A 13,731-nucleotide genomic window follows, 5' to 3' on the forward strand; every position below is an offset into this window, starting at 1 on the left:
GAAGCGGATCAAGATATCCCTTGGCTCTCTCAGCCCTGTCGAATACCGGGCGAGCCTTGGACTTGCGGCGTAAACCAGTCCAAGTTTTTATCCGCATCCCCAGTGGGTCAGTTCTGGATGGAAATCAACACGTAGTCCAGAAAAACCCAACTACACCCTATTACATCCGAGCTTACAGCAAGTTTGACGGTATTTGGTTGTTCACTGCACCCCCATGAATTTGAGTACGTCCGCCACCACGGCATCGCTTTGCGCGGCATCGCCGCCCACAGCAGCGCGGACGTGCGCCATACAACCCCGAACCGCTGCGTGCCACTCGTCGTAGTTTTTAAGTTCTTGATTCTTCTTCAAGTCGCGGGCGTTCTTGCCAAGTCCGCTACCAGCAACCGTGGTCATCTGTAGCTCCAGATCGCAGGGCTTCGCGCTGTGGGCTTGTTCGTATCGGAACCGACGCCCACCGCCATCCCATGCGTGGTAAGCGCCCTTGTATTCCTTGGTCGTGACCGTATTCCCTGCATCGGCAAGCTCTTTGGCGTACCGCTGGCAGATTGACACGTCCTGATAGTCCTCGCGTTCGCGGTCAGGCAAGGCAAAGAAAATCGGCGCTGAGGCTTTCTCCGCATAGTCAGCACGGTATCGGATATTGCACATGCCGGGGTACATCGGAATGTGCCCAGCGAATTTGGCACCATTCGTGTTGACCGCCGCTTGGTACATCGGCCACGCTGCATAGAACGCCGGATTGCCTCCACGGCTCATTCCTATGACGTAGATTCGATTGCTGTCGATCTTGGGATGTGTTGCCAGCACGCGCAAGGCGTTCAGTGCATCGGCGGTTTGGGACGGCATCGTGACCTGATCGCCCAACTGATTGGTGTTCGTCTCTGACACACCTCGCGGCTTGTAGCTGTCCACCACGAACACCGCCACCCCAGCCGGATTCAGCTTGGCAGCCCACAAATCGTAAGCCCACGGCTCCACTCCGGCGCTGCCGTGCATGATGACAAGTGCGGGCACTTTGCCATCAACTTTCTTGGGCATCAGTAAATCGCCCCAAACGGTTTGCTGCGTGGTGTTGCTGGTGTTCTTGCGGGCGAACTGCCACATATCGGGGACGTTCGCGCTTTGAAATTCGATACGACCTGAACGTCCATCAGACAAGTTTTCCGATTGAGCAATGGCACCACCAATGAATGTGCAGCACAGTGCCGCAAAGATCAGTTTTCTGAAGTTCATAGATTCTCCTTTTTGACAAAACAGCTTGTCCAATAAATAGGCATATACACCTCATAGTGTCTCATACTGAGTAGTTAACTACGTCGCTTCACAGGCCACAGTTCTGCACCCTTGGGGCATGAGAACAGACCCCAAGACACAGGCCGTCGAGCCGGGTGTTGACGGTTCTTCCCGTGACCTGCCGAACTCCGTGACGCTGGCCTTGGGCCAGAGCGTCAAACGCCATCGGCATGCCGCCAAGCTCTCACAGATGAATCTGGCCTTTGAGGCCGAAATGGAGCGCAGTCACGTCTCGCGCATTGAGCGAGGCGTCTCCAACCCTTCGCTGTTTGCGCTGGCCACCATCTGCCATGTGCTCAAGATCACCCTGCCCGAGTTGTTCGAGGGGATCACCGACACCATCGCGCCAACTGCACAGGGTGGGCCAGTACGGCGCAAGAACCAATCGGTGTTGGAAAAAGCGCCGCCACCGCCCAGCCGCAAGATGCCGCTGCGCTGACCGCCTAGATTCCGTCAGCGTCGCGGATCAGCCGCTGCTCAAGTCGGTACGCTGGAACCTCACCGCGCCCGTCAGCCGCACGACCTCAGCAGGCCACTCCGGTGAGTCATACAGCCAATGCACGGGCTTGGATGGCGACTCGTTCAACAAGCCACGCGCAGCAGACGGCACTTGAACGCGCAGACGGGCATTGAATGCGCGAAACACCGGCTCGTCGGCGCTGGGGTCGATCAGCAGCACAGTATCGACAGCAGTCTCACGCCCAACTTGAGTGCCCTCCACGCCAACGCCAAGCGCCCAGTGGTGCGTCCTGCGGTTGAGCACACTCCTAAAACTCAGCATCACCAGATCGCCACGACTCAGGGAACGTACCGCGAAGTGATCCAGATCGGCATCACCTTTGAAACGCGCGGTCAGTTTGAGCGGCAAGCCCAGCCGGTTGACACGCTCCACCAGGTCGTCGGCCATGCAGCCCTGAAAGTACACATCATGGAATTCGCGCCACACATCGGCGGGGACACCGTATTTGCGTTGTGCCATGTGCGTCAGTGCCTCGGCTTTCGCCAGATTGAGTATGACCAATACACTGGCGAGGCAATGCACCGAACAGGCACCGTCGATTTCAGACTGACGAAAACACACGCCCATCGGCTCTTCGCGTTTGACTTTGACCGTCAGCACATGGCCAACGATCAGAGCCGGGTGTGTGCGTTGCCATCGAAAGCTAGGGCTGTGAGAGACTTCTTTGCGGGCCGCCATCGTCAATAGTCCTCCGGCAGCAGCAGGGTCGTCACACAGCGCACGCCAGCGTCATTGGCTGCATCGGTGATGATCCAGATAGTTGGTAGGCGGTCGCGCTTGTTGCGAGGGATGGTTGCCAATACTTCTGGGGACACCAAGCGGTATACCGAAAAAATCCTTGATCCGTCCTCCAGCGCCTGTTCATTGAGCTTGGCATCGTCGGCACACAAGTCGCCGCCATCGCCATGAACGTGCCGATTCAGCAGCATCAGCGGATTGCTTTGATGCTTTTCCAATAGTCGTAGCGCCGCAGGGGTTGCAACCACTTGCCCGAGGCCAAACTTCGCCGCATTGGTGATGAGGGTGTACCGTGGGGTGAATGATTCTTCTGGTTTGCCATCGTTGGACGGGATGGAATGCGTGTTGCTGGTTTGGTTCATAGTGTTCTCCAAGAGTGGTTGAAATGCGCACCGTGCTTGCCTGATAACGGACGTGAGTAAGCCTCCGAAGTCACAGGTCGGATCACCTCACGCACCGGCATCACCGGGGCACGGCAAGAAGAAAAGTCAGAAAGTCATACGGTCATGAGTTATGACCGTATCGGGCTTGGCTACGCCGCTGCGTACAGAGCTTTGAGCAGCGTCAGTGGCTTGACCACCGCATCGGCTCGGCGACAGTCGAGTACGGCTTGCGCCAGCGCCCGGCACACAGTCTCGAAGTCAAGTTGTGATGCCAGCGCCTGCACCGATTCGGCTGTCACTGTCATACCCGTTTGCCAATGCACCAGCGCAGCCAGTTGCTCGACTGTCAGATGCCGGGATTGACGTGCCGCGATGTAGGCATCGGCCACCAAGGGCGGCATGTACTCATAGAGCATGCCTTCAGGCATGTCATCAGGGTCCAAGCAGCGGTCAAACGGCAGTGATTGCAAGTCTGCCAGCATGGCCGCGTGCGTCAGGTACTGCGTTTCCAAAACTGCGAACAGCTTCTCGGTGGCAACCGCATACGCGAATGCGCCATTGCCCCGATGCCAGTCCGTGTTGTCGATCAGATGCAGTGCCAGCAACGTGGCCGGATTGGCTAACAACGCCGCCGCATCTTGGGGCGACACGCCCAACAGCACAGAAAACACATGGTCACGTTCGGCCAGATCACGCCAGTTCAAGCACATCAGTACAGCATGCAGCGCGTTCTGGTCAGGCTCAAATGTGTCTGAATCAGACTGCGGCCAACCATCCGGGCTGGCGGCATACGCCAGTTCGATCAGAGCGGTTTCCGCAGGCCGCAAGTGCAGCAGCGTTTCTAGCTTAAAGAGGTTGCGTTCAGCAATGCACGGCGGGTCAGGTGCTGGTTCCCACAGCGCCTCAATTTGTTCAGACAAGGCCACCACATCAACACGTGGCAACTCGTAACCACGAGGCCACAAGAATCGGGGCAATTCGGTCGGCAAGTCTGGGCATGTATCCAAGCCCAAATCACGCCTAAGGTAGCGCCTGAGCAGATGCGCAATCCACAGCCGATCAACGGACTCCGGCAGGGCTGCCAAGGACGTACCGATGCGCAGCATGAACTGGCGCTCCAGAAACTGCCTGTACATCAGGTTGTGACGGCTGGGCAGCCTGCTCAAAAAATCAGTGTGAAAGGCTGTCTCAAGGGTCGCAAAGGCTTGCGACACTGTGGGTTCGATTTGCACGGGGTTCTCCGTGCCCCGCTGACCAATGAAGGCGCAGGGCTGGACGGATCAGCCGGGGCAAATTGTGGGTGATGGAAGACAGCGCGGTCGAGCTTCAGCGGCACGCGCCAACGGACTGCAAAAGCACCGGAAAACGGCACCGCAGACGCTGGAAACTGTCAATTTTCAGTCATTGTACCATAATTTGTGCTAATATATGTGCAAATAAGCTGGATTTTGCTGCGTTACAGCAAAATACTGTATGAAATATCAGCCGTAGAATGAGTTGCACAAACTTTCGCACAAGCACCGACCACCATGCGCTTTAGCACCGATGAGATCAAGCCCTTCTATGAAGTGCGGCAGAACCTGTCCAAAGCCATCGACGAGGTGGAGCGAGACGGCGGCGAAGTCGTGATTGCAAAGCATGGCAAGCCAGTCGCCGCTCTGCTATCGGCTGCGGGGCTGTACCGCTACCGTGAGGTGGATCGGTTGATGGTGCAACTGCTAGATGTACTGGCGCAGAGAACAAACCTTGAGCCGGCCATCTCCGACGAGCAAATCGCCGCTATCGTCGAACAAGTGCGGTCAGCCAACGAACATACAAGAAAGCAATGAGCAGCCTTATGTCCATGATTTCAGAACAAATGGCATTGCTGCGCACGGAGGGAAGCCATGTCACGGCTCACTGACCTCATCGCGCAAGCCAAAGCCAAAGACACCCAGCTTGGCGCAGACCTTGAACGTGAGTTCAAGGCGCTTTCAACGCGCCTGCCTTTCGGTCTGAACTTTGAGCGCCACAGCCCCGAGGCGGTGGAACTGCCACTGCGCCCCATCCGCAAGGGCGACAAGGTGCGCGTCCTGCCTCCACGTGGCTCAGTCAAGAAAGGCGATCAACGCCTATGGCAAGTCAAGTCCATCCACAAGGCACAAAAAAATGCCGACCTTGAACTGATGGGCGTTGAGGCAGTGGAAATCCAGACCGTCGCGCTCGATGACTTGGTGGTTGTGGCCGAATTCCGCGACACCATTTATCCCGGTTTGGCCAGCACCGGAAAAGTAGAACGTGGTGGCGATGCACCGTTTCACACGGTCATCAATGGCGAAAACTACCATGTGCTCAAGGCACTGACCTATACCCACCGTGGCAAGGTGGATGCCATCTACATTGACCCACCCTACAACACGGGCGCAAAAGACTGGAAATACAACAACGATTACGTCGAAAGTGACGACCAGTATCGGCACAGCAAATGGTTGGCGATGATGGAGCGGCGTTTGTTGGTGGCAAAGGAATTGCTCAATCCTGCGGACTCGGTGTTGATCGTCACGATTGATGAGAAGGAATATCTACGACTTGGACTGCTCCTTGAGCAAATTTACGAGGACGCCAAAATTGAAATGGTTTCTTCCGTTATCAATCCAAAAGGAACGGGTAGGAGCGGAGATTTTGCTCGAACTAACGAGTTCCTTTTTTTCGTGCGATTTGGATCGGCAAAAGTAGGCGGTATGCCTGATGATGCAGATGTAGGCGCTGAAGTTGGATGGGAGACTATGCGCCGACGTAATCTCGCTTCTGTCCGCGGCAGGAAAGGAAAAGGTGCTTGCGGGCCAAATCAATTTTTTCCAATCTTTGTCGATGCAACGACAGGAGCGATAGTCGGGCGGGGTGACCCCTTGCCACCTGAAACCCTGCGCGAAAGCATTGTCCCCCCTCAAGGGGCTGTGGCTGTATTTCCTGTTCGCCCCGATGGCACAGAAATGAACTGGGAATACACGGATTCAGCTTTTGATAATTGGTGGCCAAAGGGTTTCATCCGTGCGAACGGCAAAAAGGATGAGCCGCAGGCTTACATCATTCAGCATCTGCCAAACAAAGCCAGAAAAGAAATAGACGCCGGAACGGCTGTGATTGAGAAACGACGTGAAGACGGTTCTGTAGTTGCAAAGTATATTGACGCGACTTTGAAGCATGTGACGACGCAGTGGGAGTTCACCTCACACAGCGCAGAGCATGGTGGCACTGGTGTTCTGAAGTCCGTCATACCCGAGCGAAGATTTCCCTTCCCTAAGTCTCTGTATGCCGTCGAAGATTCACTTAGATTTTTTGTGGGAAGCAAGCCCAACGCAATCATCCTCGACTTCTTCTCTGGCTCCGGCACCACAGCCCACGCTGTGATGCGCCTCAACCGTCAAGACGGTGGTCACCGCCAGTGCATCTCCGTCACCAACAACGAGGTTGCAGCGGACGAACAAAAAGCACTGCGCGAGCAAGGCTTACGCCCCGGCGATGCCGAATGGGAGAAGCACGGTATTTGCGACTACATCACTAAGCCCCGCGTAGCTGCTGCGATCACGGGCCAAGCCCCCAGCGGTGAACCGATCAAGGGCGATTACAAGTTCACCGATGAATTCCCTATGGCTGAGGGGTTTGAGGCCAATGCAGAGTTCTTTACGCTGACCTACGAAGCACGCAACGCGGTCAACCACAATCTGGCCTTTGCCCGCATCGCCCCTCTCCTCTGGCTCAGGGCCGGTTCTCAAGGCAAGCGCATCGACAAGCTGCCTGCCACTGGCTGGGCGTTGGCAGATACCTATGGATTGCTGAGCGAAGTTGATCAAGCCACGCCATTCATCCGTGCCGTGCAAAAAACGCCCAGCCTGCGGGTGGCCTACATCGTGACCGATGATGATCGGCGGTTTCAGGCGATAGCGAAGCGCCTACCAAACAAGGTGGAGCCTGTGCGACTGTATGAGTCGTACCTGACCAATTTCAGCTTCACGAATGGGGAATGAGCGTGGGGAATAAGAAGAGGAATCAAGCATGAAGTTCACCCTTAAAGACTACCAGCGCGACGCAGTACGCGATGCCTTGGCCAATCTCAAAGACGCCCGTGACGATTGGCTTCGCAAGTCGCGCAAGAGTGCGTTTTCGCTGACCGCCGTTACCGGCGCGGGTAAAACCGTGATGGCAGCGGCAGCTTTTGAGGCCCTGTTTCATGGTGACGATGAGTTGGACTTTGACGCTGACCCGGGCGCGGTGGTGATCTGGTTCAGTGATGACCCTTCGCTCAATGAGCAAACACGCTTTCGCTTGATGGAGGCGAGTGACCGGATCAACCACTCTGACATGGTGGTGGTGGAAAACACGTTCAACCAGCCACGGTTTCAGGCGGGAAAGATTTACTTCCTCAACACCCAAAAGCTGAGCAAGAACAGTCTGCTGGTGCGCGGCCATGATCCGGCAGAACTTCAAGCCAAGGGTGGCGACCTGCTCCCTGAGACGCGGCCAGATTTGCGCGCCTTCACCATCTGGGACACGATCCAGAACACGATTGAAGACCCCGAACTGACCTTGTATCTGGTGCTGGACGAAGCGCACCGAGGCATGGGCAAGCAGACCACTGCCGCAGAAAACTCCAAGAGCACCATCGTGCAGCGTCTCATCAACGGCTCCGGCGGGGTGCCCGGCATTCCGGTGGTCTGGGGTATCTCGGCCACCGTGGAGCGGTTCAACCAAGCCATCGTGTCAGCGGGCAAGCACATCAGATTGCCCAATGTTGTGGTCGATGCGGCAAAAGTACAGGAATCGGGTCTCATCAAAGACACGATCTTGCTGGACATTCCCGATGAAACGGGTGACTTTGATACCGTGCTTGTGCGTCGGGCAACGGACAAGCTCAAAGAGTCCACATTTGCATGGGCTGAATACGCCAAACAGCAAGAAGAGGCCCGAGTGGTCATTCCGCTGATGGTGCTGCAAGTACCCAACACACCAGACCCCAACGAAATTGGTCGTGCGCTGGATACCATTTTTGAACGCTACCCTGAGTTGCCTGCCGCCAGCGTAGCCCATGTGTTTGGCGATCACACCACGCAGCGGTTTGGCAACCGCGATGTGCCTTACATCGAACCGCAGCGGGTGCAAGAGTCCAATTGGGTGCGGGTACTGATTGCCAAAGATGCCATCAGTACGGGCTGGGATTGCCCTCGTGCTGAGGTCATGGTTTCATTCCGTTCAGCCAGTGACGAAACCCACATCACGCAATTGCTCGGGCGCATGGTTCGCTCGCCTTTGGCGCGTCGGATACCCGGCAACGACCGGCTCAACGCAGTGGACTGCTTGCTGCCCAAGTTCAACAAAAAGACAGTTGAAAAAGTGGTTGACGTGCTGATGAAGGGCGACGAGTCAGGGCCGCCCACAGGCCGCATTTTGATTGACTACGTGGAAGTCAAGCCCAACCCAGATGCGCCCTATGCAGTATGGCAACTGTTTGAGTCTCTGCCATCGCAGACCCGCCCACAGCGCGGCGCGAAGCCCGCCAAACGCCTGACTGCACTGGCACATGAACTGGCCTCTGACGGCATTCTGGCTGGCGCAGGCAGACAAGCGCACAGCAAGCTGCATGAAGCTCTGGATGCGTTTGCCACAAGCCAACAAGACAAGATTGAGGCCAAACGCAAAGCAGTGATGACCGTGGACGGCAAGACGGTCAAGGCTGATTTGAAAGGCAAAGAAAAGAGTTTTGACGAGTTTTGGGAAGATGCCGATGTGGCCGTCATTGATGATGCCTACCGGCGTGCCGCCCGCGTGCTGAGCCCTGACATTGCCAAAACCTACGTTGAGCATCTGGCACAGAAAACCGCCAGCATCGACGACGACCCCGAGGACTACCTTGAAGCCATCACCGAAGCACGGGTAACGGTCGCGGGCATGGGGTTGGTGACTGAAATCGGGCCTTATTTCGACGCCAAGGCCGATGAATTGGCGAAGACACTCCTTGAGACCTATTCTCCCCAAATCAAGACACTGAGTGACGACCGCAAAGAGACGTATCGGCAAATCATTGAGATGAGTACCGCCCCCCAAAGCGTCGATCTGGCCAAGCCAGAATCCCGCTATGAGGCAACGAAGGCGGTCGAGAACGGCCACTCGTCCACGTTCCCCACCTGGAAGAAGCATCTCTTGTGCGACAAAGATGGCAAGTACCCTGCGGAATTGAATGATTGGGAGCGAGCCGTTGTTGAAACCGAGTCCAAGCGTCCCAGCTTTCTTTTTTGGTATCGCAATCCACAGCAGCCCGGTCAGTCATCGCTGGGCGTGGCCTACAAAGAGGATGACGAATACAAAATCGTTCGCCCTGACTTCGTTTTCTTCTCGGAGCAGGACGGCAAAGTCGTTGCCGATATTGTCGATCCCCACGGCATCCATCTGGCGGACGCCTTGCCTAAGCTGAGAGGCTTGGCTGAGTATGCGCAGACCCATGCAGCAGCCTATCGACGGATTGTTTCGGTAGCCGAAGTCAACGGCAAGCTAAGAGCACTGAATTTGAAGGATGAAGGCATCCAAGAAGCCGTTCATAAGGCGGATAGCGCAAAGGGCTTGTATGAAGACGGGGCTGCGGACGACTACATCAACTGAGGGGAGAAAATGAAAATCCGGTCTGCATACACAAATAAATCGTGGCTGATGCCATTGCCGATAAGCTCAACGGCCTCTGATGAAAAGAAGTCAGACCGAGACATAGCAAAGGAGCAAATTCACCGCTCACTGGCAGAAATTGTCCGGTGTCAGAATTTAATTGTGTTGTCAGGTCTTGGGACTTCGCTTTGTCTGACGGATGATTCAGTACCTCCAAAAAGAAAAGCTCCGACAATGTCCGACCTCTGGGGACGGGTGAAGGCAGCCTATGCGTCAGGTGATGAAAAAAAGTGGAAGGAAATTCTTGAAAGCGTTCGCCATACAGCAGGCAGCGAAAACATCGAGGAATTACTGTCTGCTTGTAAGATCGCTGAGAATTTTCTCCGCGATGGCGAACTGAAGAAGCTTCAGGACTTTATCCAGTTGGCGGAAACTGAAATTCGGACGGCCGTCAATTTTTTAGTGAACACGGACTCGCTGCCGGTACATAGCGCATTCCTTCAGCGCATTGCTCGCCGCTCCACAGGTAAGAGTCGAGCAAAGATTTTCACCACAAATTACGACCTGTGCTTTGAGCACGCGGCAAAAGCTGGCCGATTCGTTGTGATTGATGGATTTTCACCCACGCTCCCGCCAACTTTTGATCCTGTCTACTTCACCTATGACATAGTTCGGCGCGGCTTGGATGGTGATGCGTCGGCATTCATACCCAATGTTTTCCACCTGTACAAGCTGCATGGCTCCATAGATTGGGAGCGCACTGAGGCCGAGATTGAAAAGAAGCACAACACCGACAAGCCGCTTCTCATCTATCCACGCAGCAGCAAGTATGAGCAAGCCTTTTCACAACCGTATCTTGAAATGATGGCTGCATTACAGGCTGTATTGAGGGAGCCGAATACGGGTCTGTTGATTGTTGGCTTTGGATTCAATGACAACCATATCGCCGAACCCATCCTGTCTGCGATACGTTCAAACCTTGGGCTCAAGGTTGTGATCGTTGATCCGGTCTTGGTCAGAAGTATTGATGCTCACAAATACGTGGCGGACGGTGGCGACAAAAATGACTTGAATGAAGACGATGAGCTAACCGTCAATTTAGGTACAGCCAGGACAAATGCGTACCTTTCCAAAATCATGGGTTTGATGGATCAAGGTGATGCTAGGTTGACATTTCTTAATGGAACATTTGAGGATGTAGCCAGAGAAATACCTGATATGGCTGCTGAAACCGATCTTGAGAAGCACATGCTGCGGATGCGTGTCATTGAGGGAGATTCAGTGTGAGCGGTCTGCCAATTGCACCTTTTGACCCAGCTCGTTACATTGGCACGGTTTGCCAAGTAGACCCGAACACTGTCAGAGTTAATCTTCCTCATGCCGCCTCTCCTGTGTCAGGTCATCATGCGGGTTACGGCATGCCTGCTGGGCAAGTGGGCGAATTCGTTCTGATCGAGAGTGAAGAACACGCGATTGTCGGACGGATCACGGAAGTGAAGCTTCCTGAGCGAGACAGATTGACCGTAGAACCCACTGCTCACAAAAACAACGATGCCAACCCTATAGGACTGATTCAGCTACTCACTTCTCTCGAACTGGCATCTGGAAAAGCTATTCGAGGAATCCCTGCGCATCCTCGCATCGCGCAGCATATATTTTCAGCACATCCTCTGCTGATAAAGCATGCGGTAGAGCAAGTACAAGAAGCAAGCCAAAGTATCCGGCTAGCTTTTCTACCTCACTCATTAAACACAACTGTGTCCCTCACTCCTGAGGCACTTTTTGGGCGTCACTGTGCCGTCTTAGGAACAACAGGCGGCGGCAAAAGTTGGACTGTTGCGCGCCTTGTCGAAGAGATAGTTCGATTGAATGGAAAGGCCATTTTGTTTGATGCGACAGGCGAATTCAAAGCATTGAGGGATGGCGTCAGGCACGTTCATTTGGGGGGCAAACCAGAAAATGACGATGACGACCGCGAGTTCGTCGGCTATCCATTTAATCATTTGAATGAGTCCGATGTTTTTGTGCTTTTTAATCCGACTGGGGCATCGCAAGCACCGAAGCTGCGTGAGGCATTGCGAAGCCTCAAACTTGCCCATCTTTGCAAGGCTCTAGCGCCAAACGGCTATCTTGCCAAAATTAACCAATCCAAAAAACCTATTGAGGATGCCTTGACGGCAAATGCCACCTCACTTGATGCGGATAATGCCCCCTACAACATACAGTTACTGGCACGACAAATTCAGGAAGAGTGCGTTTATCCATCAGCAAATTTTGGAAAAGACCACACTAAGTGGGGCGATGCTAGCAATGAGTTGACTTATTGCATCAGTCTTATTGCACGCATTGAAGCCACCCTCAAGTCTCCATTCATGGCATGCATATTTAAGCCAGATGGCTTGACCGCATTACCACAAGTAATAAACGATTTTCTAGGATCGAAGGATTCAGTTCTAAGAATTTCAATGGCAGACTTGCCGTTTGAACACAACACTCGTGAATTGGTAACGAACGCAATTGGTCGGTACTTATTGAAGTTGGCTCGTACTGGTTCTTTTCGTACTAACCCAACCGTAGTGGTACTCGACGAAGCTCATCAATTTTTAGATAAGTCTTTGGGAGATGAGTACAGTCGGGTGTCTCTAGAATCATTTGGACTTATTGCCAAAGAGGGGCGCAAATACGGACTAACCACACTGTTGGCCACCCAAAGACCGAGAGACATTCCAGAAGACGTACTCAGCCAGATGGGTATGTTTATTGTCCATCGGCTAATCAACGAAAAGGACAGGCAAGTGGTCGAAAAGGCATGTGGAAATATGGATGCATCAGCCGCCGCATTTTTACCAACACTAGGTCAAGGCGAAGCAATAGTTGTTGGTATTGATTCTCCCATGCCATTGCCTGTTCAAATAATCCCTCCTTCGGCTACTCCGCAGTCAGAGGGGCCGCAATACAAAAAACATTGGGTCCATCTGTGAGGAATCAGTGTGGGATATGCGCTGTTTTGTACCCAGAAGCTGCTTGATCGAATCAGGCCGTTGGTCACTGATCCGACTCCTGTGTCTGGCGGCATTCTGAGCAACTGGTATGCAACCGCCTTGTTCTGGAAGCCGCAACTTGCCCTGTTAGTCCACGAAGAAACGCTGTTGCCCGTGTTAGTGCCGTTGGCACCTGCCAGCAGTCTTGCAGAGCGGTTTCCGGCGCACCTTGCCGCAGTGCTGTATGCCCTCGACGTGGATGCCAGTTTCGTTGCCGTTCAGGTGGCGGCAATGGGTGAAGTGCAGTACGCCAAAACCAGCAGCCGTAGCGTGCTGGGCATCATGAACCAGTTCAGCTACTTGGCCGAGGGCTACCGCGAGTATTTGGAGACTACCGATCTTCTCGAACTGTCCTTGAAGCTTGCCCACGTGCCGTGTAGCCCACTGTACAAGCGAGAGACTTTTCCAGACCGTGAATTACATCGCTGGATCACGGACAAGAACCAAAACCACACGCATTTTTGAGGTAAACATGGCCGCAAAACCAAAGCGAATCAAAGGCAAGCTACTCCACGAGGCTTACACGCCCGCCGAGTCTGACGCTGATGGATATTCAGATGGCATTGACTACGCTGCTGTGGTGGGCAACAAGCGGTTCCATTCCTTTCAGGTCTGGCGCGAAAAAGCCGGGGAAAAGCCTTCTTATGTGTATGGCCTGAGTTTGAACCAGATCAAGGCGATTCGAGCCCAAGCTGATGCCGAACTATCTGCCCAAAACGCAGAATTGCGAAAGCAGATTGAGGCAATGCGTCACGCGTTGTCTGAACTCGAAAAGCAATCTGCGGCCAAAGGGACGGCGCTTCAAGAGGAAATTGCGAAGCTTCGACACGATCAGCAATGGCTCGTTCAGGAGTTGAAGCCTGTCCTGAAAAAGAGAACAAATGACTCTCTGGACAACGGCGGTAAAAGCATCCGCGCAACGTCAATACCGATGGGTGGTGCTCCAGTCTATCGACTGAGAGTAAAACGCCGATAGGCAATCCCTACGTTTTCTTGATATTTGCCTTGGGCAGAAAGTCCTGCGAAACTCATTAAAACTTGCTGCAAGTGCAGCAGTCAGAGCGCCCACAGATAGAGAAAATTCTCCGAATTTCAGGTAGCGATAAGACACAGTTATCGA

Annotated in this window: 12 protein-coding genes; 8 read left to right on the top strand and 4 right to left on the bottom strand. The window is 54.0% G+C overall.

The features are described 5' to 3' along the window. Positions 1-201: 201 nt before the first annotated feature. Positions 202-1,236 (bottom strand): dienelactone hydrolase family protein, encoded by a 1,035-nt coding sequence (locus ABIE32_RS16280; protein WP_429017675.1) that lies wholly within the window; start codon positions 1,234-1,236, stop codon positions 202-204. 118 nt (positions 1,237-1,354) lie between these two features. Between ABIE32_RS16280 and ABIE32_RS16285 the strand changes: the two genes are divergently transcribed. Next, on the top strand, positions 1,355-1,735 hold the full coding sequence (locus ABIE32_RS16285; protein WP_429017676.1) for a helix-turn-helix domain-containing protein: 381 nt from the start codon (positions 1,355-1,357) through the stop codon (positions 1,733-1,735). 27 nt (positions 1,736-1,762) lie between these two features. Here ABIE32_RS16285 and ABIE32_RS16290 read toward each other — a convergent pair whose 3' ends face one another. The 3 genes from ABIE32_RS16290 to ABIE32_RS16300 all read right to left on the bottom strand — a co-directional run bounded on the left by ABIE32_RS16290 (position 1,763) and on the right by ABIE32_RS16300 (position 4,169). Next, positions 1,763-2,494: a hypothetical protein gene (locus tag ABIE32_RS16290; protein ID WP_429017678.1), complete on the bottom strand. Its 732-nt coding sequence runs from the start codon at positions 2,492-2,494 to the stop codon at positions 1,763-1,765. Between the two features lie 2 nt (positions 2,495-2,496). Next, positions 2,497-2,916, bottom strand: coding sequence for a type I restriction endonuclease subunit M (locus tag ABIE32_RS16295; protein WP_429017679.1), 420 nt, complete (start codon positions 2,914-2,916; stop codon positions 2,497-2,499). 170 nt (positions 2,917-3,086) lie between these two features. Then, positions 3,087-4,169, bottom strand: coding sequence for a hypothetical protein (locus tag ABIE32_RS16300; protein WP_429017681.1), 1,083 nt, complete (start codon positions 4,167-4,169; stop codon positions 3,087-3,089). Positions 4,170-4,466: 297 nt separating this feature from the next. On the opposite strand from ABIE32_RS16300, the gene ABIE32_RS16305 reads away from it, so the two are divergent. The 7 genes from ABIE32_RS16305 to ABIE32_RS16335 are packed head-to-tail and all read left to right on the top strand — an operon-like array spanning position 4,467 to position 13,587. Continuing rightward, positions 4,467-4,766, top strand: coding sequence for a type II toxin-antitoxin system Phd/YefM family antitoxin (locus tag ABIE32_RS16305; RefSeq protein WP_429017682.1), 300 nt, complete (start codon positions 4,467-4,469; stop codon positions 4,764-4,766). Between the two features lie 57 nt (positions 4,767-4,823). Then, a complete protein-coding gene (locus ABIE32_RS16310) occupies positions 4,824-6,944 on the top strand; it encodes a site-specific DNA-methyltransferase (protein WP_429017683.1) in 2,121 nt (706 codons plus the stop codon). Between the two features lie 28 nt (positions 6,945-6,972). Beyond that, positions 6,973-9,570 carry a DEAD/DEAH box helicase gene (locus ABIE32_RS16315; protein WP_429017685.1) on the top strand — a complete coding sequence of 866 codons (2,598 nt, stop codon included), beginning with the start codon at positions 6,973-6,975 and terminating at the stop codon, positions 9,568-9,570. Between the two features lie 9 nt (positions 9,571-9,579). After that, positions 9,580-10,857 (top strand): SIR2 family protein, encoded by a 1,278-nt coding sequence (locus tag ABIE32_RS16320; protein WP_429017687.1) that lies wholly within the window; start codon positions 9,580-9,582, stop codon positions 10,855-10,857. After that, on the top strand, positions 10,854-12,551 hold the full coding sequence (locus ABIE32_RS16325) for an ATP-binding protein (RefSeq protein ID WP_429017688.1): 1,698 nt from the start codon (positions 10,854-10,856) through the stop codon (positions 12,549-12,551). Before ABIE32_RS16320 ends, ABIE32_RS16325 begins: the two co-directional genes overlap by 4 nt. A gap of 9 nt (positions 12,552-12,560) precedes the next feature. Then, entirely contained in the window at positions 12,561-13,076 is a 516-nt protein-coding gene (locus ABIE32_RS16330; RefSeq protein WP_429017690.1) for a DUF6933 domain-containing protein, read from the top strand. A 7-nt stretch (positions 13,077-13,083) separates the two neighbouring features. Beyond that, a complete protein-coding gene (locus ABIE32_RS16335) occupies positions 13,084-13,587 on the top strand; it encodes a hypothetical protein (protein WP_429017692.1) in 504 nt (167 codons plus the stop codon). Positions 13,588-13,731: the final 144 nt, after the last annotated feature.

Source organism: Comamonas sp. 4034, assembly GCF_050434545.1.
GTDB lineage: Bacteria > Pseudomonadota > Gammaproteobacteria > Burkholderiales > Burkholderiaceae_C > Comamonas > Comamonas odontotermitis.

What these genes read in the sequence shown, in the direction of transcription:
- ABIE32_RS16320 (WP_429017687.1), top strand. Translation starts at nt 9,580, where the DNA reads ATGAAAATCCGGTCTGCATACACAAATAAATCGTGGCTGATGCCATTG.
- ABIE32_RS16335 (WP_429017692.1), top strand. Translation starts at nt 13,084, where the DNA reads ATGGCCGCAAAACCAAAGCGAATCAAAGGCAAGCTACTCCACGAGGCT.
- ABIE32_RS16280 (WP_429017675.1), bottom strand. Translation starts at nt 1,236, where the DNA reads ATGAACTTCAGAAAACTGATCTTTGCGGCACTGTGCTGCACATTCATT.
- ABIE32_RS16295 (WP_429017679.1), bottom strand. Translation starts at nt 2,916, where the DNA reads ATGAACCAAACCAGCAACACGCATTCCATCCCGTCCAACGATGGCAAA.
- ABIE32_RS16285 (WP_429017676.1), top strand. Translation starts at nt 1,355, where the DNA reads ATGAGAACAGACCCCAAGACACAGGCCGTCGAGCCGGGTGTTGACGGT.
- ABIE32_RS16290 (WP_429017678.1), bottom strand. Translation starts at nt 2,494, where the DNA reads ATGGCGGCCCGCAAAGAAGTCTCTCACAGCCCTAGCTTTCGATGGCAA.
- ABIE32_RS16310 (WP_429017683.1), top strand. Translation starts at nt 4,824, where the DNA reads ATGTCACGGCTCACTGACCTCATCGCGCAAGCCAAAGCCAAAGACACC.
- ABIE32_RS16315 (WP_429017685.1), top strand. Translation starts at nt 6,973, where the DNA reads ATGAAGTTCACCCTTAAAGACTACCAGCGCGACGCAGTACGCGATGCC.
- ABIE32_RS16305 (WP_429017682.1), top strand. Translation starts at nt 4,467, where the DNA reads ATGCGCTTTAGCACCGATGAGATCAAGCCCTTCTATGAAGTGCGGCAG.